The 21,415-nt window shown below is 56.2% G+C and carries 22 protein-coding genes; 9 read left to right on the forward strand and 13 right to left on the reverse strand.

Going from position 1 to position 21,415, the window contains the following annotated elements; genetic code table 11:
* Window positions 1–5: 5 nt before the first annotated feature.
* Complete coding sequence (locus E8M78_RS16685; protein WP_137136117.1) at window positions 6–539, reverse strand: N-acetyltransferase; 534 nt, start codon at window positions 537–539, stop codon at window positions 6–8.
* A 244-nt stretch (window positions 540–783) separates the two neighbouring features.
* Between E8M78_RS16685 and E8M78_RS16690 the strand changes: the two genes are divergently transcribed.
* Complete coding sequence (locus E8M78_RS16690; protein WP_137136118.1) at window positions 784–1,767, forward strand: glutathione S-transferase family protein; 984 nt, start codon at window positions 784–786, stop codon at window positions 1,765–1,767.
* A 2-nt stretch (window positions 1,768–1,769) separates the two neighbouring features.
* Here E8M78_RS16690 and E8M78_RS16695 read toward each other — a convergent pair whose 3' ends face one another.
* Window positions 1,770–2,258, reverse strand: a complete 489-nt coding sequence (locus tag E8M78_RS16695) for an NUDIX domain-containing protein (protein ID WP_137136119.1) — start codon at window positions 2,256–2,258, stop codon at window positions 1,770–1,772.
* 41 nt (window positions 2,259–2,299) lie between these two features.
* On the opposite strand from E8M78_RS16695, the gene E8M78_RS16700 reads away from it, so the two are divergent.
* The 3 genes from E8M78_RS16700 (at window position 2,300) to E8M78_RS16710 (ending at window position 4,640) form a co-directional block, all read left to right on the forward strand.
* Window positions 2,300–3,253 carry a metallophosphoesterase gene (locus E8M78_RS16700; RefSeq protein WP_137136308.1) on the forward strand — a complete coding sequence of 318 codons (954 nt, stop codon included), beginning with the start codon at window positions 2,300–2,302 and terminating at the stop codon, window positions 3,251–3,253.
* 77 nt (window positions 3,254–3,330) lie between these two features.
* Window positions 3,331–3,804, forward strand: a complete 474-nt coding sequence (locus tag E8M78_RS16705; protein WP_137136120.1) for a hypothetical protein — start codon at window positions 3,331–3,333, stop codon at window positions 3,802–3,804.
* A complete protein-coding gene (locus E8M78_RS16710) occupies window positions 3,804–4,640 on the forward strand; it encodes an anti-sigma factor (protein ID WP_137136121.1) in 837 nt (278 codons plus the stop codon). Before E8M78_RS16705 ends, E8M78_RS16710 begins: the two co-directional genes overlap by 1 nt.
* An 80-nt stretch (window positions 4,641–4,720) precedes the next feature.
* On the opposite strand, the gene E8M78_RS16715 is transcribed toward E8M78_RS16710, so the two are convergent.
* From E8M78_RS16715 to E8M78_RS16725, 3 genes are all read right to left on the reverse strand, one after another.
* Window positions 4,721–5,812 (reverse strand): helix-turn-helix transcriptional regulator, encoded by a 1,092-nt coding sequence (locus E8M78_RS16715; RefSeq protein WP_137136122.1) that lies wholly within the window; start codon window positions 5,810–5,812, stop codon window positions 4,721–4,723.
* 206 nt (window positions 5,813–6,018) lie between these two features.
* Entirely contained in the window at window positions 6,019–7,692 is a 1,674-nt protein-coding gene (gene leuA, locus E8M78_RS16720) for a 2-isopropylmalate synthase (RefSeq protein WP_137136309.1), read from the reverse strand.
* Window positions 7,693–8,099: 407 nt separating this feature from the next.
* The gene (locus E8M78_RS16725; RefSeq protein ID WP_137136123.1) at window positions 8,100–9,284 is read right to left on the reverse strand and encodes a benzoate/H(+) symporter BenE family transporter; all 1,185 of its coding nucleotides are present in this window, start codon (window positions 9,282–9,284) and stop codon (window positions 8,100–8,102) included.
* Window positions 9,285–9,536: 252 nt separating this feature from the next.
* Here E8M78_RS16725 and E8M78_RS16730 point away from each other — a divergent pair, with 252 nt between their 5' ends.
* Both E8M78_RS16730 and E8M78_RS16735 read left to right on the forward strand, forming a co-directional pair.
* On the forward strand, window positions 9,537–10,634 hold the full coding sequence (locus E8M78_RS16730) for a carboxynorspermidine decarboxylase (RefSeq protein WP_137136124.1): 1,098 nt from the start codon (window positions 9,537–9,539) through the stop codon (window positions 10,632–10,634).
* 50 nt (window positions 10,635–10,684) lie between these two features.
* The gene (locus E8M78_RS16735; protein WP_137136125.1) at window positions 10,685–11,923 is read left to right on the forward strand and encodes a saccharopine dehydrogenase family protein; all 1,239 of its coding nucleotides are present in this window, start codon (window positions 10,685–10,687) and stop codon (window positions 11,921–11,923) included.
* Between the two features lie 66 nt (window positions 11,924–11,989).
* On the opposite strand, the gene E8M78_RS16740 is transcribed toward E8M78_RS16735, so the two are convergent.
* The 6 genes from E8M78_RS16740 to E8M78_RS16765 all read right to left on the reverse strand — a co-directional run bounded on the left by E8M78_RS16740 (window position 11,990) and on the right by E8M78_RS16765 (window position 17,432).
* Window positions 11,990–12,874, reverse strand: a complete 885-nt coding sequence (locus E8M78_RS16740) for a cobalamin B12-binding domain-containing protein (RefSeq protein ID WP_137136126.1) — start codon at window positions 12,872–12,874, stop codon at window positions 11,990–11,992.
* Between the two features lie 229 nt (window positions 12,875–13,103).
* Window positions 13,104–13,340, reverse strand: coding sequence for a 30S ribosomal protein S21 (rpsU, locus tag E8M78_RS16745; RefSeq protein ID WP_062553961.1), 237 nt, complete (start codon window positions 13,338–13,340; stop codon window positions 13,104–13,106).
* Between the two features lie 26 nt (window positions 13,341–13,366).
* Window positions 13,367–13,654 (reverse strand): DUF1918 domain-containing protein, encoded by a 288-nt coding sequence (locus tag E8M78_RS16750; protein WP_137136127.1) that lies wholly within the window; start codon window positions 13,652–13,654, stop codon window positions 13,367–13,369.
* Between the two features lie 312 nt (window positions 13,655–13,966).
* Complete coding sequence (locus E8M78_RS16755) at window positions 13,967–14,176, reverse strand: cold-shock protein (protein ID WP_062553960.1); 210 nt, start codon at window positions 14,174–14,176, stop codon at window positions 13,967–13,969.
* Between the two features lie 339 nt (window positions 14,177–14,515).
* Window positions 14,516–16,387: a HAMP domain-containing methyl-accepting chemotaxis protein gene (locus E8M78_RS16760; RefSeq protein ID WP_137136128.1), complete on the reverse strand. Its 1,872-nt coding sequence runs from the start codon at window positions 16,385–16,387 to the stop codon at window positions 14,516–14,518.
* Between the two features lie 457 nt (window positions 16,388–16,844).
* Window positions 16,845–17,432, reverse strand: coding sequence for an ATP-dependent Clp protease proteolytic subunit (locus E8M78_RS16765; protein WP_137136129.1), 588 nt, complete (start codon window positions 17,430–17,432; stop codon window positions 16,845–16,847).
* Window positions 17,433–17,622: 190 nt separating this feature from the next.
* Here E8M78_RS16765 and E8M78_RS16770 point away from each other — a divergent pair, with 190 nt between their 5' ends.
* Both E8M78_RS16770 and E8M78_RS16775 read left to right on the forward strand, forming a co-directional pair.
* Window positions 17,623–18,213: a HupE/UreJ family protein gene (locus E8M78_RS16770; RefSeq protein ID WP_137136130.1), complete on the forward strand. Its 591-nt coding sequence runs from the start codon at window positions 17,623–17,625 to the stop codon at window positions 18,211–18,213.
* Window positions 18,214–18,321: 108 nt separating this feature from the next.
* Window positions 18,322–19,134, forward strand: a complete 813-nt coding sequence (locus tag E8M78_RS16775; protein ID WP_137136131.1) for a DUF2076 domain-containing protein — start codon at window positions 18,322–18,324, stop codon at window positions 19,132–19,134.
* A 43-nt stretch (window positions 19,135–19,177) separates the two neighbouring features.
* On the opposite strand, the gene queF is transcribed toward E8M78_RS16775, so the two are convergent.
* A complete protein-coding gene (queF, locus tag E8M78_RS16780; protein WP_062553955.1) occupies window positions 19,178–19,642 on the reverse strand; it encodes a preQ(1) synthase in 465 nt (154 codons plus the stop codon).
* A gap of 4 nt (window positions 19,643–19,646) precedes the next feature.
* The gene (locus tag E8M78_RS16785; RefSeq protein WP_137136132.1) at window positions 19,647–20,555 is read right to left on the reverse strand and encodes a cation diffusion facilitator family transporter; all 909 of its coding nucleotides are present in this window, start codon (window positions 20,553–20,555) and stop codon (window positions 19,647–19,649) included.
* A gap of 257 nt (window positions 20,556–20,812) precedes the next feature.
* On the opposite strand from E8M78_RS16785, the gene E8M78_RS16790 reads away from it, so the two are divergent.
* Window positions 20,813–21,379 (forward strand): tyrosine-protein phosphatase, encoded by a 567-nt coding sequence (locus tag E8M78_RS16790; RefSeq protein ID WP_137136133.1) that lies wholly within the window; start codon window positions 20,813–20,815, stop codon window positions 21,377–21,379.
* Window positions 21,380–21,415 lie beyond the last annotated feature (36 nt).

The raw sequence follows: 21,415 nt of genomic DNA on the forward strand, positions 1-21,415 counted from the left end.
ACAGCTTATTCGGCGGCCATAGCCAGCGCCACCGGCTGCCAATCCTGCCAGGCAATTTCGCCCTTCAGGCGAGCATGAACATTTTCGCCAAGCGGCACCACCAGAATGCGCGCCGGATCGGTCGGTCCTGGGAAAGTCAGGGCGTTATAAGCGACGCGTTCGAAACCAAGCGGCATGTAATAGGGCGCGTCACCAACCAGAATGACGGCCTCAGAGCCCTTGCGCCGTGCAGCTTCAATTGCGATGCGGACCAGTTCGCGCCCGATACCGCGGTTCTTGTGCGATGGCCGTACGGCAAGCGGCCCCAGCAGGTGCCCGTCCACCTCGCCTGCCCTCACGGCGGTCATCCGCACAGAGGCAATCGTCTCGCCGTCATCTGCGCAGATGAAAGACAACGAACGATCATGCGGACCCTGTTCGCGAATACGCTGCGATGACTTGGTAAATCGACCGGGACCAAAAGCCTCGGCATTGATCAACTCAATGATTTCATCGTGAGAAGCATCTTCAGTGAGGTAGACAAGATCGTGCTTGTTCATGAGCAGCCAGACCAGAAAAGACAAAACAACAGCATTGTGAACGACGCCAAGGGGGCGTCCGGCAGTTCAATCAACGTCGTCGAAGTGTCAGGGTCTGGGCCATTAACGATTTCCTCGCTTGGAAAATCGCAATAACAGTAAAATTTATGGTCGTCTATCGAAAACACACTGTCTTCATTGCGGAACTCGCTTTTCATTCGAGGACTTGTATCGTTGCAACGACGACAGCGAGGAGATTGAACGCATGGGAATGCTTGTCGAAGGCCAGTGGCAGAATGTCTGGTATGATACGAAGTCGACGGGTGGGCATTTCAAGCGCGATGCCTCCCGCTTCCGCAACTGGATCACGCCGGATGGCTCTCCGGGTCCGTCCGGTGAAGGCGGTTTCCAGGCGGAGGCGGGCCGCTACCACCTTTATGTATCACTCGCCTGCCCCTGGGCGCACCGCACGCTGATCTTCCGCAAGCTGAAGCAACTGGAAGACATGATCAGCGTCTCTGTCGTCAGCCCTCTGATGCTCGACAATGGCTGGGAATTCAAGCTGGAAGACGATGCGGATGCGACACCTGACCACTTGTTTGGCAGCCAAGCGCTATGGCAGCTCTATGTGCGCGCGTATTCGACCTATTCAGGCCGCGTAACGGTGCCGGTTCTATGGGACAAAAAGAACGACACGATCGTTTCAAACGAATCGGCGGAAATCATCCGCATGTTCAATTCGGCCTTCGATGCACTGACCGACTCGACCCTGGATTTCTATCCGCCGTCACTCAGAACGGAAATCGACGCACTGAATGCTCACATCTATGATGCGGTCAATAACGGCGTCTACAAGGCTGGATTTGCGACGACGCAAGCTGCCTATGAGGAAAACGTCACTGCGCTGTTCGATATGCTGGATGAGCTCGACCGCCGCCTGGCAAGCCAGCGCTATCTCTTCGGCAGCCAGTTGACGGAAGCGGACTGGCGCCTGTTCACCACCCTTGTGCGGTTCGATCCGGTCTATGTCGGCCACTTCAAATGCAACATTCGCCGTATAGCCGACTATCCGGCGCTCTCAGCCTATCTGCGGGATCTGCATCAGCACCCCGGCATCAGGGAGACGGTCAACCTGCGGCACATCAAGCATCACTACTATCGAAGCCACAAGACCATCAATCCCACAGGTGTGGTGCCGGTTGGACCACAACTCGATCTCGACGCTCCGCACGAGCGTGATCGCGTCTGACGCTACCAGATCTCCTGCTTTGGCCGCTCACCAGAAAGCTCCTTCAACCGCCGCAGCGTTGCGGCGGTCACATCCGCAGGCAGCTGGTCGAGAGAAAAGAACCCGCTCTCGGCAATTTCCCGGTCAGGTGCTCGTGGCGCCGTTTGCCGGACATTCACCCGATACAAGATCACGTGATCCCGCTTGCTGGCGCGACTGTTCTGATAGACCTGAAACAGCTGCGGCTCGCCATCGATCTCCAGATTGCCCTCCTCGCGGAGTTCTTTTGCCAAAGCGAAGGCTACGGTTTCGCCGTGTTCCACGCCCCCGCCGGGAAGATACCAGCCCGGAACATAAGTATGACGAACCAGAAAGATGCGGCCTTGCGCATCGAAACAGGCTGCGCGAACCCCAAGCGTCATGCCTCGCGTGAAGGCAAATAGCCGATGAAGGACCGAAACGATAAGCCTCGTCCGTAATCCGCTGATTTCCTGTATTCCTTCATTGCTCATGCGGGTTGCCCCCTTGGCCTGCAAGCTCTATGTCTCGAGCAATGTACACCTTCGCGCACATTTCAGATGTTCACCTCGGCCCGCTTCCTCGCCTGACAGTGCGCGAACTGGCCTCTAAACGCATCACCGGCTTTATCAACTGGCACCGCAACAGGCGCAAGCATCTGCTTGTGAATACACTGGATCTGCTGTTGAGCGATATACGCACGCGGCAGCCGGACCATCTGATGATCACCGGCGATCTTGTCAATCTCGCAACCTCCATCGAGATCCAGCTGGCGGGCGAATGGCTGCGCAGCATCGGCGATCCGCTCGATACGACCGTGGTGCCCGGCAATCACGACGCCTATGTGCCCGGCGCTCATGATCGCTCCGTACGCGAATGGTATCCGTTCATCGCCGCGGACAATGATCCGAATGACTGGTCGGACGAGGATCACATTTTTCCAACCTATCGCCGCCGCGGACCGATTGCCATTATCGGTTGTTCCACCTCGAATGCGACCCTGCCCTTTTCCGCCAGCGGCCTGTTCAGCAGCAGGCAAGCCCGCGAAACTGTCAATCTCCTGCGCAGGGCGGGAGAAGAAGGTCTTTTTCGCGTCGTGATGATCCATCACCCACCCATTCGTGGCGCGGCTGCTTCCCACAAGCGCATGCTGGGCATTCGCCGTTTCAATGCGGCAATCTCCACCGGCGGCGCGGAGCTTGTCCTCCACGGTCATACGCATCTCAATACGCTCTACCATTTGAAGACACATGCAGGCAGCGTGCCGGTTGTCGGCATCGCTTCAGCCTCGCAGGGGCCGGGTGGACACAAACCTCCAGCCGCCTATAATTTCTTCACATTGTCGGGCCAACCTGGATCCTGGAACCTCGCATGTGATCGGTTCGGACTGACTGAAGGAGCGGATGCCATTGCTCACGAGCAACGCCGTGTTCTTTACGGGACACCGGCACCACTTCTGGAACCGCCACCTCTTGGATTGGAAGTATAGCCAGTTTGGCGAAAGCCTTGGCCTGTAGAGATAATTCGGAAACTTTGACGATTGACAGATTCGGTACCAAGGAATTCATGGACGTAAAGCCACACAACACGGACATTCGACGGGACCTCGTTTCCCTGCTGCCCCGTTTGCGGCGTTTCGCGCTTGTTCTCGCGCAGAACGGGGCGAAGGCGGATGATCTTGTGTCCAAGGTGTGCGGCCAGGCTCTCCTGAAGGCACCTTTTCAGGATACGGAAGACCGGCTTGATCTGCGTCTGTTTGGCGCGATCTGCTCCCTATGGCGAACGGAAATCCGCAAGAAGAAGGCATCCAGCGAGACAGTCGTCTGCCTCCATTCCTCTACTACCACTTCACCACAATTGCCGATGATCCTCTCCGCGGAACTGGCTGCGGCCTTTCTGCTCTGCGCGGTTGAAGAACTTTCCTATCGCGAAGCGGCAGCAGTCATGGCAACGACGGAGGACAGCATCGCCGAAACGGTTCTAGCCGCCCGACGCGAACTCGCCATTGTCACCGAAAGCGACGCGGAGCGCAGAGCCTGATGTCCGACAATCTGCGCCAGCCCTCGCTCGATGCCCGCCTGTCCGCCATGCTGGATGGAGAAGTGACTGAGGCGGAGAAGTCTGAACTCGATGACCTTCTCGCGAATGATCCAAACGCAAAGCTGACCGCGGACAAGCTCCGGCAAGCCACGGAACACGGCCGAACGCTGTTCAATGAAATGCTGAAAGAGCCTGTTTCGCTCAGTCTTGTCAGAAGCATCAAGACGGCGCCGGAAGGCCGCCGCGCCTTGCGCTTTCCAAAGCAAGACACGGTAAGGCAAAAGCTCAAGCCCACCTACCGCCTCGCAATCACCTCGTCCGTCATCATGTTCGCGCTCGGAGCAGCGGCCGGCTACATGGTCGGCGCTCCATCCCACATGATGACCTATGCAGACATTGCGGGTGATCCGAGCAAAGCCTGGCTGGATGATGTTGCATCCCATTACCGGCTCTTTTCCCGTCAGTCGCGACATCTCGTGGAAATTCCGGCAAACGAATCCGCGCATATCGTCGAATGGCTGATGGCGACCACGGGCATTTCGTTCCGCATACCGGATCTCACCTCGGAAAAGCTCGTTTTCATGGGTGCTCGCCTGTTTTCGGCAGGTGGAAGGCCCGTGGGGGAACTGATCTACCAGAACCGGGATGGCGAGGTTATCGCGATATCCTTCACCAAATTCATTTCGCCCATGCCGGAAAAAGACATGCGCGAGAGCATCCGAGACGACATTGGCATGGTGACCTGGCAGGGCTTGCAGGCAAGTTACGTGCTCACCGGCCCCTCTTCCGATGCCGATCTGGAAGGGCTCGCAACCAAGATCGCCGGCATTATCTGACAGCAGGGTTCATGCAAGGAGCGTTAGGCTGAAAGCCTGGCATTTCACCCCCGATGGAATTCGGCGATACACATCTGATATCAACCGAGACGAATGTTTCCGAGCAGGAGACAGAGTTCGGCTTGGCGTTGAGTGCCCGTCTTTTTAAGGATCGATCGCATATGTGCACGGGCGGTTTCGTAGTGAACCCCGCAGCGCTCGGCTATCGCCCTGATATCTTCGCCCTCGCCTAAAAGGCAAGCAACCCGACATTCCGAGAGTGTGAAGCCAAAAAGTTTTCGCAGTACATCGTGCGATATGGACTGAGGCTGGTCAACGTCCTCCAGCAGTACCATCGCGCAGGCGTCCGCGAAAACGTCGCGCAGATTGGAGCCAACCCGCTCGATGCGTGCCAATATAGGTCTTTTGTCCCCGCGCTCGAATGTTACTACTTGGCGAAGCGTCGGGTCCGCACTGCCGATGACTCTGTTTAGCGCCGCTTCAAAGACCGAGGCTTCTCTTGAAGAGGCCACTGTCAGCTTATTGCGAAAAACATGGACGTCGTCCTTCAAAAGTCCTTCAGCTTTCTGATTTGCTGCCACGACAGAACCGCGACGGTCCACGAACAGGCATGCAACATTTGCACGCTCAAAGGCTGCCAGATAGCCCCGCATTTCGCTTTCCGCGAAGATGGACATGATGCGCGACGCCATCTGTAGCTGAGAGCGAAGAGCGCTGAAGTGCTCCCGATCTTTGTCGGAAAATCCTCCATCAGCCAATTTGCGGTGGAGGACAAAAAAGCGATCATTGGTTCCAGACGAAAAATTGACAACCGCAGAATGCTGAAATCCGAATTTCGCGACAAACTTATAATATTCCAGCTCGAATAAATCCTGCTCGGAAGCAAAATCGGATTCAAGAACCACCCCGGACCGCTTCATCAATGGCATGAATTTCGCACGATGATCGCGGTGGGTCCAACCATTGCGCTGGTGTTCATCCATGATGGAGGACATGCTATTGGTGAACATGAGCCCCGTTACCGAACCACGATCAGCAGGTGCCATGACGTTGATACCTGCGGCTCCACTGGCAGCAGCTATTTGCTCCAAAAACGGTTGCCATCTATGAGGTTCGACAGCAACATCCTGTAGCTGTCCCAAAAGAGTATAGAAGGCACCTACATCTTTCATTGTCGGTACTTCATAACTGATTTTTCAGGGTCTGCGTCATTCCCTTCCTCCGTCGAGAAACAAGCCTAAACCGAAAGCAATTCTAGCCGAAACGCAAGGCAGCTACGACGCACGCGACCTGTACAAACGGAATAAATTTTCACGCAAAACGCCCGGCGTAAAAACCGGGCGCTGCAGGGTCAACCCCAATTCCATCCTGTGGCTGTTTAGTTGCCTGCGAGCACGCGGTTCGCGGCCGAGACGATCGCCTCAAGCGAGGCCGTCACGATATTGGTGTTGATACCCGCTCCGAACAGCTTGCCCCCCTGGTACTCCATCTCGACATAGGCGATGGCCGACGCATTAGAGCCATGCTGGAGGGAGTGCTCGGAATAATCCGCAACCGAGAGTTCCTTGCCGAGATAGATCGAAAGAGCATTGATGAAGCCGTCGATCGGCCCCGTGCCCTTCCCTTCGATGCGCTTGGTCTCGCCATTGTCGGTGATTTCAGCCGCCACGATACGGATCCCTCTCTGGTCGGTTCCAGCAGGATAGGTGTGGTGATCCACGAACTTGATGCGCCCTTCCGGCTGATCGACATAGCGCTCGATGAAGCGCTCGTAGATACGCTTGGACGGCAGTTCCTTGCCTTCCTCATCGGTGATCCTCTGGATATCCTCGCGGAATTCGACCTGCAGGTTTCGTGGCAGGTTGATGCCGTAATCCTGGGAGAGGATATAGGCGATGCCACCTTTGCCCGATTGCGAGTTGATGCGAATGATCGCCTCATAGGTACGGCCGACATCCTGCGGATCGATCGGCAGATAAGGTACTTCCCAGACAGGCGAATTGGCCTGCTTGATCGCCTTCATTCCCTTGTTAATCGCATCCTGGTGAGAGCCTGAGAAGGCAGTATAGACCAGCTCGCCAACATAAGGATGACGCTCGGGGATCGTCATTTCGTTGGAATATTCGTAAACCGCCTTGATGCGCTCGATATCAGTGCAATCCAGCTCAGGATCGACGCCTTGCGTATACATGTTCAGCGCCAGTGCGACGACATCGACGTTGCCCGTGCGCTCGCCATTGCCGAACAGTGTGCCCTCCACGCGGTCGGCACCGGCCATCAGGCCCAGTTCCGTTGCAGCAATGCCCGTGCCGCGGTCGTTGTGCGGATGCAGCGAGATCAGCACGTTTTCACGGTTGTCGATATTGCGGCACATCCATTCGATCTGGTCCGCATAGATGTTGGGCGTTGCCATCTCAACCGTGGAAGGCAGGTTGAGGATCAGCTTGTTGTCAGCCGTCGGCTTCACCTCTGCGATGACGGCGTTGCAGATCTCCAGCGCCACTTCCAGCTCTGTGCCGGTAAAGCTTTCCGGCGAATACTCAAAACGATAGCCTCCGCCTGCCTTGGCAGACATGTCCATGATCATCTTCGCAGCATCGACAGCGATCTGCTTGATACCTGCAACGTCCTTGGCAAACACCACGCGACGCTGCAGTTCGGAAGTTGAATTGTAGAAGTGAATAATCGGCTGATGCGCGCCTTCCAGCGATTCAAACGTACGCGTGATCAGTTCCGGGCGGCACTGCACCAGAACCTGCAGGGAAACATCCTGCGGCACACCACCTTCTTCAACACACCAGCGGGCAAAGTCGAAATCCGTCTGCGAGGCCGAAGGGAAACCGATTTCAATTTCCTTGAAACCCATATCCAGCAACAGCTTGAACATACGCGCCTTGCGATCGTGCCCCATCGGGTTGACCAGCGACTGATTACCGTCGCGCAGATCCACGGAGCACCAGATCGGCGCCTTGTCGATCACCTTTGATGGCCAGGTACGATCCGGAATATTGATCGTGGGATAAGGGCGATATTTGCGGGATGCGTCCGGCATTCCCCGGCTCTGGCCCTTGTCCCGGCCTTGGCTCAATGTCGCGGCTTGCGTTGCGGGAGTATTGGCACTCATTCGTCTTCTCCTTCGCGTCCAGCGTCACGCTTATGGCATCAGCCTGTTACAGCGTTGAAACGGTGGATCAAGACCTCTATCGAGGCATTCGGTCTGCAAATCAGGGATTTTGTGAAAAGGAGCTCTAGCCGGCAGGCTCTTTCGGCCGCCGGGCGCTCCTTAACGGACCCGGCAACCGCCGATAAGGCCGAGAAGAAGAAGCGAGTTTAGGGCAGCAGAAGACGCGCGGTGTGCCATCTGGCCCGCGACGCAAGAAGTCGTAAATGTGCTGCCCGTGATCTTCATGGAGAATTTGATAACGCGGGATGCGGTGATGCGCAAGATGGGTTGCGCCTTCAGTGACTATTTTGCTGCACGAAGCGGCGAAGGCCCAACATAAACGCACCTGCGACCAGCCCCCAGAAGGCACCGGAAACACCCAGGAAAGCTGTTCCGGAAGCCGTGACCAGAAAGGTTATGGCCGCCGCCTCGCGGTGATCTGCATCCCGAAAAGCGGCCTGGGCAGAGCTGGAAAACGCTCCCACAAGCGCAAGTCCGGCAACAGCCTGCAGAAGAATGGGCGGAGCAAAGGCAACAAAGGCAATGATGGCGGATGCCAGAAGGCCGAACAGAATATAGCCAATGCCGCCGATGATCGCAGACCAGTAGCGCCGCTTCGGATCGGGATGCGCCTCATCACTGGCGCACATGGCCGCAGTGATCGCTGCGAGATTAACGGGCACAGCTCCGAAAAGCGCGGCAACCAGCGAGAATACACCGGTTGAAGCAAACAGCGGGCCGGGAGCCGGCTCGTAGCCATAGACTTTGAGGATCGCAATGCCGGGAATGTTTTGCGAGGCCATCGTCACGACGAACAATGGAATGGCGACTGAGACGAAGCCATGCCAGGTGAAGGTCGGCATCACGGGCACAAGCGTCGGATGAATGGAGCTGCCCAGCTGCGAAAGCATGTCCGGCGGAAGATCAACGCCAAAGACGAGTACAAGCGCAAAGGCACCGAGTGCGGCGGGCACCGCCCAGAGCCGTTTCCACATCAGGAACACCATCCAGGTTCCGACAATCGGTAGCCCCAGCCAAGGGTTGAAGGCAATGGCCTTGACCGGCGCAAGGCAAAGACTGAGCAAGATACCCGCCAGCATGGCATTGGCAAGCGAAGCGGGTATCATGCGCATGGCTTTGCCCAGAGGCTGGAACAGGCCCGACAGAATGATCAGCACGGCGCACAGGACAAAGGCGCCAGCCGCTGCGGAAAAACCGCCTTCTATCATTCCAACATTGGTCAGAAGCGCCGCACCGGGTGTCGACCACGCACAGCTGATCGGCATGCGCTTCCAGAGTGGAAAGATGATGCCGAGCAATCCCATCAAAGCTGCCAGCACGAAAAGCGCGGACGCCACCTGATCCGGCGCCGCCCCCATGGCTGTCAGCCCTTGCATGACAACGGCAAACGAACTGATGAACCCGACAAAGGCAACCAGCGTCCCCATGATGGTGGCCTGGATGGAAAAGTCTTTCAGCATGGCATGCAATCCGCGGCAGTGAATCCGTATCGGAAGTCACACCAGATTGCAGCGATGCGAGCAAGCTTATTGCGGGGTAATTCAGTTCTCTGAGCAGATTCTCTGAAAGCCGCCCAAAATCCAAGAATCCTTGAGGTTTGCCTGCTTTGCCTCTTGCCTTCTGCCCCCCTTTTGCATAAGCCCCCAGCCGACGCATTCGGGGCGTCCCGTTCACTTCCGCCGGAAACGGCTGGGTTCACGAAGGATGAAGCCTTGATCCAGACTCCATATTATCTAATCGACAAGTCTAAGCTTCTCACCAACATGGAGAAGATCGCGAAGCTGCGCGAGCTTTCGGGCGCAAAGGCCCTCCTGGCTCTGAAATGCTTTGCCACCTGGTCCGTGTTCGACTTCATGCGCGATTACATGGACGGCACGACGTCATCCTCGCTCAATGAGGTGCGCCTTGGCCATCAGCGGTTCGGCAAGGAAACGCATGCCTATTCGGTTGCCTATGCCGATTACGAGATCGATGAGGTCGTCTCCCATGCCGATAAGATCATCTTCAACACCATCGGTCAGTTGCAGCGCTTTGAAAAGCAGTCTTCCGGCATCATTCGCGGCCTGCGTCTCAACCCTGGCGTCTCGTCGTCCAGCTTCGATCTGGCAGATCCTGCCCGCCCCTTCTCTCGCCTCGGCGAGTGGGACTTGAAACAGGTCGAGCCGGTCATGGACTTCATCACCGGCTTTATGATCCATAACAACTGCGAGAACGGCGACTTCGATCTGTTCGACAAGATGCTCGGCCAGATCGAAGAGAAGTTCGGCCCGCTTATGAAGAAGGCGGAATGGGTGAGCCTCGGTGGCGGCATTCATTTCACCGGCGAGAACTATCCGCTTGAAAAGTTCGCCGAGCGCCTGAAGCGCTTCTCCGGGGAGTACGGCGTACAAGTCTATCTGGAGCCCGGCGAGGCCTCCATTACAAAATCGACGACGCTGGAAGTCACCGTTCTCGACAAGCTCTACAACGGCAAGAACCTTGTCGTGGTGGATTCGTCCATCGAGGCACACTTGCTGGATCTTCTGATCTATCGCGAAAATGCCAAGGTTCATCCCAACCAGGGACCACATCGTTACATGGTCTGCGGCAAGTCCTGCCTGGCTGGCGATATTTTTGGCGAATTCGATTTCCCGAGTGAGCTGAATGTCGGCGACCGCATTTCCATACAAGACACCGCCGGTTACACGATGGTCAAGAAAAACTGGTTTAACGGTGTGCAAATGCCGGCAATCGCCATCCGTGAACTGGATGGCAGCATCAGGACGGTTCGTGAATTTTCTTACACGGACTACGAAGAAAGCCTTTCCTGAAATACCTCAGGTTGGTCTCTGACGATTGGACATAGGAGTTGGTCCCTATCATGAGAAAGAACGTGCTCATCATCGGCGCGGGCGGCGTCGCGCAGGTGGTCGCCCACAAATGTGCGCAGAATAACGACGTGCTGGGCGATCTCCATATCGCATCCCGCACCAAGTCGAAGTGCGACGCGATTATCGCGAGCGTACACGAAAAGAAGGCCATGAAGCAGGAGGGCGTTCTTGAAGCCCATGCGCTCAACGCCCTCGATATCGAAGCCACCAAGACGCTGATCACCAGGCTTGGCATTCAGATCGTCATCAATGTCGGCACAGCCTTCCTGAACATGTCAGTCCTGCGGGCTTGCATGGATACCGGCGCTGCCTACATCGACACGGCCATCCACGAAGAGCCGAACAAGATCTGCGAAACGCCACCATGGTACGGTAACTACGAGTGGAAGCGCGCCGCAGAATGTGAGGAAAAGGGCATCACCGCCATCCTCGGCGCCGGTTTCGATCCGGGCGTCGTCAACGCCTATGCCAAGCTGGCCAAGGACGAGTATCTCGACAAGGTCACCGATGTCGATATCGTCGACATCAATGCTGGCAGCCACGGCAAGTACTTCGCCACGAACTTCGATCCGGAAATCAATTTCCGTGAATTCACCGGCGTCGTCTACTCCTGGCAGAAGGGCCAGTGGCAGGTGAACAAGATGTTCGAGATCGGTAAGGAATATGACCTGCCGGTTGTCGGCAAGCGCAAGGCCTATCTCTGCGGCCATGACGAAGTCCATTCGCTGGCCAAGAACATGGACGGCGCAGACGTCCGCTTCTGGATGGGCTTCGGCGATCACTACATCAACGTCTTCACGGTCTTGAAGTCGATCGGCCTTCTCTCCGAACAACCGGTCAAGCTGGCCGATGGCTCTGAAGTCGTGCCGCTCAAGGTCGTCAAGGCCTGCCTGCCGGACCCGGCATCGCTGGCACCAGAGTATGAAGGCAAGACCTGCATCGGCGATTACGTGAAGGGCCTGAAGGACGGAAAGGAAAAGACCGTCTTCATCTATAATGTCGCCGACCATAAGGAAGCCTACAATGAAGTGGGCAGCCAGGGCATTTCTTACACGGCAGGCGTTCCACCGGTCGCAGCGGCCATGCTGGTTGCAACAGGCGAATGGGATGTGAAGAAGATGGCGAATGTGGAAGAGCTTGCTCCGAAGCCGTTCATCAACCTTCTGAACAAGATCGGTCTGCCGACACGCATCCAGGATGAGAACGGCGATCGCGCTGTCGAATTCTGAAACGTCACGCCGTAAGCGTATTCCAGGATCCGCCGGAGCAATCCGGCGGATTTTTTTTACCCAGTTTTATGCAATACGACGGGAGAGATAGGCGGAAAAATCGTGCATGTCCTGAAGCAGGATGATCCGTTCCGGCGCGATAAACGGCTGCGATACCGGACCGCCGATGACAATATCCGCATGGGCCGGAACTGTCGCATGCAGGTCAGCGAGGATTTTCTCGAACGCCCGGTACGCCAGGGAGATACTGCTGAGACAAACGCAACGGGCGCCATGGCGCTCTGCCGCATGCGCGATCTCCATGACGGAGAGATTTGGGCCAAGGTACAGCACGTTCCATCCGGCTTGCCTGGCGAGGACTGCGGCGCAAAGCGCGCCGATTTCATGCGCTTCACCCTCCGGTGTCGTGGCGATGATGAGAGGCGCAGACGAACAGGGGGCCTCATAAAGATCGAGGCTGTCGAGCAACAGCTTCCTGATCTGCATGCTGGCAAAGTGTTCATCGGCAACCGACAACCGGCCTTCAGCCCACAACGCACCCACCAGGTTCATGAGGGGTGAAACCGTTGTGAAAATAAAGTCTTCCGTCTCCTGAAGACGTCGGCGATCGGTCAGCCAGAGCGCGAAATCCGCGAACCTGCCGACACGAAGAAGTTCGACCCCGGGACGCAGCGCGTTTCGGAGCACGACATCCTGTGTCATGGATTGCAGATCCTTCGCGTCCAGTCTGACGAGCGTACTGATCCGGTAGCCAGCATCAATGCAGAGTTTGAGGGATCGAAGCCGTTCGGCATGGCGCAGGGTATAAGTATGTGGCTTCAGTTCCGCGCTGGTAAAGTCGGTCAAACCATAGCGCTCTTCCCAGACGCGTATCTGACGACTGGATAGGCCGGCATGCCGTGCCGTATCAGCAAGATTTAAAAGAGTTTGGTCAACATCTTCGGTCAACACGTCGAATCATCCGCCGTAATGCTTTCGGCGAGTATGGAATATTTTCCGCAATTCACAACAATTAAGGTTGAAAAGATAAAACGAATAAAACCTGAGCAAGTAATAGATGTGCGCCACAAGTATTTATGACAATGGCACACATCTTGATATCGAGCCGATACCCAAAGTGTTTCGTTTTATCGCATGTCGTTAGCGCGCAACCGCTGCACACTTATGGCTACGACATGCTTTAGCGCGGGCGAACAGCCTTCTTCGGCATGGGCAACAGGCCTTCACGCTGCATCTGCTTCTTCACAAGTTTGCGATGGCGGCGAACGGCTTCTGCTTCTTCGCGAACACGGCGCTCGGAGGGCTTCTCGTAGGAAGTCCGGGCACGCATCTCGCGGAAGATGCCTTCACGCTGCATGCGCTTCTTGAGCACACGAAGCGCCTGTTCGACGTTGTTGTCTCTGACGATGACCTGCAAGATGGCTCCTTGGTGCAGACGTGCTGCTACTTCTTGATTTTCATTGAATTGAGGTTGATCCAGCCGGACGCGGGCTTTTGCTCTCCACCGGCTTTTGGTGGTTGCTTCCCGGAACTGGACAGTGAGGCGTCAATGTCATCTTCGCCGACGGTGCGGTCGAAGCTTTCCTCACTGAACCGAACACGGTAGCGCGTTGGCCCACCACTTTGCGACTCGGGCTGGACCGATATAATCTGCCCCTTGCCCTGAGCTTGGCCGGAAGGACCTGCCTTCAGAACGATGCGATCACCAGCTATGTAGCGGTTTCTCGCCACGGCACTCTCCTTCTGCATTTCATTACAGCGCGGCGCGTTCAATTGAACGCGCGAACGACGCTGTAAGACTTTGACTTGATGCATGTTCGTTCCGCTCAACCGGATCCGGTTAAGCACGACATGCATTGGCTGAACAAAAACAAAAGGCCGGGAAGAACCCGACCTCATAATGCTTCCTGCTTCAACGCCAGTACATCCGTGGTCGAAGAGAGCAGTTTTCAGCCAGCAAACTCGAATGCGCGAGGCGCACCGAGAAATCCGGGTACCGATCCCTGACGCCTCGCCACTCGAAGAGTGACAGGCAGCGGGAAATCAAGCAGCCTGAAGGTTGTCTGCAGAGCTCTTGCCAGAACGACGGTCCTGGACGATTTCGAAGCTCACCTTCTGACCTTCCACCAGAGTGCGCATGCCAGCGCGCTCAACAGCAGAAATATGGACGAAAACGTCCGCATTGCCGTTCTCAGGCTGAATGAAGCCGAAACCCTTGGTGGTGTTGAAAAACTTGACTGTGCCGATATTCATAACGATTTCCTTTCATCAAATCGTTGTAGGGCCCACGATACCTTGCGGGCAAAGATCGAAGATTTGAGAGGAAATCTGACGAGAGCATCAAGCTCCGGGACGACGTCACAAGCAATTGTCGATGGGCTGAGGGTACGCTTTTATTGGATATATTCAACCTCAACGGCTGTATTTATTTGCAGACCTGCACAAAATTAAAGGTAACTACCTGAAATAAAACCCCTAAATTTTCAATTCCGATGAACGTAGGCGGCGTTGTGTGACGATTTTCTCATCGAATTCTAACCCGGCTGCCTAGCAGCCGGGTCTTCTCCTCAGCTTTTTCGATAAAGGAAGCAATTAGGAGGCCCGGAGGAAAGGCAAAGACCCTGCGCTGGCGGCGGCTTGCTTTGACTGCCGCGTCGTTCTATCCTTGTCATCACGGCTTTGATTGAGCTGGAATCTACCAACCATGCTGCTGAGCAGATTCGAATCAGCGGCCAGAGAATTGCTGATCAGGGTCGTTTCCTCCACCATCGATGCATTCTTCTGGGTCATTTGATCAATGGAGTTGACCGCATCGCTGATCTCCGAAAGACCGATCGCTTGCTCTCGCGACGCCGTGGTAATGGCCTCTACCTTAGCATCGATTTCCCCGACGAATGTTTCAATCTGCTGCAAGGCTCCGCCCGTCTCGACAACGAGTTGCACGCCGGCGGCAACTTCTGTCCTTGACTTTGCGATGAGGGCATTGATTTCCTTCGCCGCGGTCGCCGAGCGCTGGGCAAGATCGCGAACCTCTTGCGCAACGACGGCAAAGCCCTTGCCGGCCTCCCCGGCGCGCGCAGCTTCAACCCCCGCATTGAGGGCGAGAAGATTGGTCTGGAAGGCAATCTGGTCGATCACATCGACAATCTTGCCGATCTCGCCAGATGCGCCTTCGATACGTTTCATCGCGTCGATTGCATCGGCAACAACACCGCTGGACTTCGATGTGCATGTCCGCGCATCCCGCACCAGATTGCGCGTTTCAGATGTACGCTCCACCGAAGCCTTCACTGTCGAGGTAACCTCTTCGAGAGATGCGGCGGTTTGCTCAAGGGCCGCAGCCTGCTGCTCGGTACGCCGCGAAAGATTGTTGGCCGCCTCGCTCATTGCCATGGCACTGCCGTTGATCTGCGCAGTCTTCAGAAGAACCTGCTCCAGTGTCTGCTGAACTGTAGCGATGGAATGGTTGAAGTCTTCGCGCAAGGCTTCGAACTGCGTGGCAAAAGCCTCATCCAGCGGCTTGGAAATATCGCATTCCGCCAGTCGGCGCAGACCCGCGCCCAAACTGTCGACGACCTGCTTAAGCTGTACCGCCTCCTCGAGCCGGTGCCGTTCCTGCAGGGCCTTTGCCTCGTCTGACAGGAGACGGCCAGCCTCCATCTCCTCTCGAAGACGTTTGCGTTCCAGCGCTGCGGCGCGAAACGTCTGAACCGAACGCGCCATGTCGCCGATCTCGTCGCCACGCTGCGCGAAAGGAACATCCTGGCTATAGTCACCGGCGGCAAGACGGCTCATATATCCGCCGATGGCAGTCAACGGCCCGATGGCACGCATCTTCATGAACCACAGCCCCACCAGAAAGATGAGAAGCGACAGGATGCTGCCTCCCAGAGCAAGTGCGCCGAACTTTCTGTTGGCCTCTTCCGCCTCTGCTTCAGTGGCTTTCATCCATGCATTCGCCATATCGACCAGACGAACGACCGCGGCCTGATGGTCACGAAACTTCTGTTGCAAGGCATCGAAGCTTATGTGGGCAGTCTCGACATCGGCATCGGCTGCGAGCACGGCAAAGCTCGCGTCAATCTGCTTCCAGAAAGCATCACCTTTGACGAGCACATCATTCAGAAGAAAAGACTTCAGTTCATCCGGCAAATTGGAAGCCTTCCAATAAGAACGCCTTTCCTCATAGTCCTTCTTGAGTTTGTTGATCAGTTTGACGTTATCCGGAAGCTCGTCACGATGGATCACCACTTCCGTCGCCAGTCCATAGGCCTCCACCAAGTAAAGCGGCGGAGGAAGAATATCTGCCACCAGATCTTTTCCATCGACGATCTGATTAAAAACCGGACCACCAACTTTCAACTCACCTAAAACAATACGCTGGATACCGAGCGAGCCGAGAATCCCTGTTGCTACAATAATACCAAACAAAACGGTCATGCGAGAGATGGTCAATGTGAACATGAAAATCCTCATCCGCGTGATGGAACCTGTTATGATGCCTCCATCCTGGCACTTCTTCTAAATCCAAAAATATGCATATATTTATTAACGCAATCTATATCCTGTTTACCGTCTTAAGGAGAGACTACAGCTCGGCGAGTATAAAAGTATATCTGCAGGCAATTTCGGATGATGTGGATAGTTGTTACCGCTATCATGAGCTTCACTCACTTTTTCCCGCATGGATTGCTTTTTGCCCGCCAAAGGTAGCATGGCTAGCTATCTGTCCGTGCATCGCCATCTACAGGACATCCAGCGGCGTGAGTGGTTGTTAACCGAACGAAATCGACATCGGGACACCAAAGGGCACAAGAATTTTTTGAGCAATTGCTCAAAAAAGATCAATTTGCGGCAAAGAAAAAGCCGTGCCGGAGGAACTCCGGCACGGCTTCTCGCAGAATAAGAACTTAGCGTAACGTCAGTCGATCTCGGACTGACTCTCGACGATGCGGTTGACGAGGCCGTAGGACACAGCGTCTTCCGCGCCCAGCCAGTAATCGCGATCAATATCCTTGGCGATTTTTTCCTCGCTCTGGCCGGTAGCCTTGGCGAAGATCTTGATCAGGCGCTGGTTCATCTTGATGATTTCGCGAGCCTGGATCTCGATATCAGAGACCATTCCACGCGTTCCACCAGAGGGTTGATGAAGCAGGAAGCGGGTGTTCGGCAAGCAGATGCGGCGCTCTTTCGGCGCCGCGACGTAGATCAACGCACCGGCAGAGGCTACCCAACCCGTACCGATCATCCAGACGTTCGGCTTGATGAACTTGATCATGTCATGAATCGAATCGCCTGATTCGACGTGACCGCCGGGGGAGTTTACGTAAATGCGAATGTCTTCATCGCTCGCGGCAGCCAGCGCAACAAGCTGGGTGCAGACCTTCTGGGCCAGCTCTTGGGTAATCGGGCCATAAATGAAGATCGAACGCGACTTGAAAAGATTCGCCTCCGTTTCCTTGCCGAGCGGCAATTCCTTCGTCTTGTCGTCTTCATTCTCGTCGTTCATCGAACAGTCTCCAGAGTGAATTTGCTCTCCTCGGACATAATGTGTTCGCGCGCACAAAACAATCAGCCAGCGACGTTATGATGAATATGGCCTTCGTCATTTTACGCATAGACAACTTTTTAGGCAGTGCCTAATCTCGCGCCGAACGCAATGAATTCCGTTGCGCCGCGCATTTCGAAGGGGAACATTCATGTTCAAACGTCTTTCACTGGCTGTCGCAGTATCCGCCCTGACCGCCGTCCCGGCATTCGCACATCTTGATCCACTGGAACATGGTTCGATCGCGGCAGGGCTGTCCCACCCCCTCTTCGCAGCAGACCATGTTCTGGCCATGGTTGCGGTTGGCCTCTGGGCGGCCCAGATCGGCACGGATCCCGAGCGTCGTCAGGCTCTCTGGCTTGTTCCCTCCGCCTTCGTGGGCATGATGATTCTCGGCTTTGGTCTTGCGGTTATAGGGGCGCCCCTTCCCTTCGTCGAACCCGCAATCCTGGCCTCTGTGATCGGCCTTGGCCTACTGGTGGCCCTGGCTGTGCGCGTGCCTCTGGCAGCATCGGGAACGATCGTTGGCATGTTCGCGCTATTCCACGGCTACGCGCACGGTGGCGAGTTGGGGTCCGCGGCGGCACTTCAGTTTGGCCTGGGCTTTGCCGTCGCAACGGCTTTCCTGCACCTGATCGGCGTCGGACTTGGCGTGACGACCGCCCGCCTGTCTCCCGCCATCGGTCGCATTGCAGGCGCAGCAACGGCTCTTGCCGGTCTTTCGCTTGCATTTGGTGGCTGAAGTAAGGCTCTCTTACCAAGATTTAAGCTTCGGGCCTGCTGACAAGGCCCGAATTTCTCCCTACTTCCTCCTCATGGCTGTCGTTAAACGAGCCTTGAGGAGCTGACCATGTCACCTGAAGAACGCCAACTTCTGACTGAACTGTTTCAACGAGTCCGAGGTGCCACTGCCACGCCGCGCGACCCGGAAGCGGAAACGCTGATCGCGGGTGCCGTTCGTCAGGAACCCGCCTCGCCCTACTATCTGGCACAGGCCGTCATCGTGCAGGAGAAGGGTCTCGAAGCCGCATCCAAACGGATTTCAGAACTTGAGGCGCAAGTTCGGCAGTTGCAGGAAAAACAGGCAGCTGCGCCGCGCGAAACGGAGCAGCGTGGCGGCTTTCTCAGCTCCATCTTCGGCTCCAGCCAGCCGCCGCAACCGCCCGCACAATCGCGACAGCAGCCATCGCTTCGTCCCTACAATGGCGCACCAAGCGGCCCTTGGGGTCAATCGCTCGAAGTGCAGCAGCAACCAGCCTATGGACAACCGGGAGCAATGGCACCATCCGGCCCTTGGTCTTCCGGCGCTTCCGCCCCTGCCATGCGCGCGCCGTCGGCTGGCAGCAGCTTCCTGACGGGCGCGCTCGGCACGGCCGCTGGCGTTGCAGGCGGCATGCTTCTTGCCAACTCCCTTAGCGGAATCTTCAGTCATCATATGAGCGGGCTTGGTCTGGCCTCTCCGGCAGCCGAAGGGTTCAGCAGCAACCCGATCGAGGAAACCACGGTCATCAACAACTATTATGGCGACGCCCCTCCAGCCCAGGCCGATCCAATTCCGGCGCAGGCTGACCCTAAGCCGGACAATGATCTCCAGCAGGCATCCTATGACGACTGGAGTGCCGACGCCAGTGATTCCGGCGGCGACGATAGTAGCTTCGCGTGATGGACAGAAGCCGGGTTCAGCGCCCGGCTTCCCTTAACTGTTTTCACCCACGGCCGCGATAGGTCGGCACGCCCTGATCCGGCAACCAGACACCTTCCGGCGCTGCACCGGTCTGCCAGAAAACATCGATCGGTATTCCGCCGCGCGGATACCAGTAGGCACCGATGCGTAGCCATTTCGGCTCCAGCAGATCAACGATCCGCTTGGCGATGTACACGGAGCAATCCTCGTGGAAGGCGCCGTGATTACGGAACGAGGTGAGGAACAGCTTCAGCGATTTCGATTCCACCAGAAAACCATTCGGGATGTAATCGATCACGATATGCGCGAAATCCGGCTGTCCGGTCATAGGGCACAGCGATGTGAATTCCGGCGCGGTGAAACGCACGACGAAATCCGTTCCTGCATTGTTGTTGGGCACCTTTTCCAGCACCGCCTCTTCCGGGCTGGTTGGCGCATCCACCTGGCGGCCGAGCTGGGAGAGCCCGCTGACATCGGTCTTGCTCATCTGACTAACCTTCTATCTGAACTTTGACACCATGGGCACGCTCGCCCTCGGGCTCCACGTGAATGGCCAATGATGCACCGGGAATAGCCTGCTTGATCGCATCTTCCAAGCGGTCACAAATATCGTGCGCCTGGCCCACTGTCATCATGGCTGGCACCACAAGATGAAAATCGATGAAGGCAGCCGCACCAGCGCGCCGTGTTCTAAGATCATGAACGCCCAGCGCTCCTGCGGAATGGGCAGCAATCGCCTCCTTGATTGCTACCTCTTCTTCCGGCTCGACCGCCTTGTCCATCAGCGCGCCGAGAGATGAAGTAATCAGCTTGTATCCCTGCCAGAGAATGTTGACTGCTACGATCAGCGCCAACAGCGGATCCAGGATGGCGTAACCCGTCAGAACAGCCAGAACCAGCCCGACAAAAACGCCGCCGGAGGTAACGACATCCGACATGACATGATGACCGTCCGCCTTCAGGGCAGGAGAACGGTTGGCCGTCCCCACGCGGATGAGAACAGTCGCCCAGACCGCATTGATGACACCGGCAAAGCCATTGATGCCAAGACCGAGCCATGGCGCTTCCGGTAGCGCGGGCTGCAGGATCCCGGCATAGGCTTCCTTGACGATCAGAAGTGCCGCAACCACGATCAGCACGCCCTCCAGGACCGCGGATATGTATTCTGCCTTGTGATGCCCGAACTGGTGGTCGTCATCGGCGGGGCGCTGCGCATACCGAATGACGAAATAGGCAACCACCGCCGCAGTCACATTCACCGATGACTCAAGGCCATCTGAAAGCAGAGCCACGGATCCCGTGACCCACCAGGCCAGAAGCTTCAGGCTCATGACAGCTAAGGAGAGTGGAATACCCCAGAAGGCAAGGCGCTGAACGAGTGTGTGGTTTGGCTGTGACATCATGTTCTCTGCGTATGCGAATGATTTGCAATAGCTCTGAAACGGCGAAACCGCCGGGGCGTCAGCGCCCGGCGGTTCCTGTTGGGTCTCTATCGCTCACTTTTGCTCGGCTGTCAAAGCATCGTGATGCTGGTCCAGTAGCAGCACTTGGGAGGAAATGTTGGTGGCCTTGCAACAGACATAAATTCGCCACAGGCCAGGCTCTCTGGTCGTAACCGCTCCAGACAAGACGAAATCCAGACAGGACGCATATTCCCATGATAATCATCAGAATTGCAAAAAAAGTTACACTGGCGGTTGGCGCCGCTGTGCTTGGGCTTGGTGTCTATCTCGGCTATCTTCAACTTGTTGGAAATTTCCACGAAGTCATTCCCGGAAAATTCTACCGCTCCGCGCAGCTTTCTCCTGAAAACCTTGGAAGATACATCGACGAATACAAGATCAAGACAGTCATCAACCTTCGCGGCGGCAATCCCAATGCAGCATGGTATCGGGCAGAGGAAGCCATGGTGACTGAGCATGGTGCGAAGGAACTTAACTTCGAGATGTCCGCGCGCAAACCGCTGGGGCTGGATCGCACATTCCAACTGCTGGACCTGATGCGCAGCGCGGAAGGTCCGGTGCTGGTTCACTGTCGCAGCGGTGCCGATCGTACGGGTTTCGCCACCGTCCTGTACCTCCAGCAGATTGCCGGCGTCGATGAGGAAACGGCAGAATGGCAGCTTTCGCCACTCTTCGGTCACTTGAACCTACCCTTCCTCAAGGAATATGCGATGGACGATACCTGGGAAGCCTTTGAGAAAGTCATCGGACTCCATAGCTGATCGGAACAAAAAAGGGGCGAGAAACCGCCCCTTCCA

It is taken from the genome of Rhizobium sp. FKY42 (genome assembly GCF_005222835.1).
Lineage (GTDB): Bacteria > Pseudomonadota > Alphaproteobacteria > Rhizobiales > Rhizobiaceae > Neorhizobium.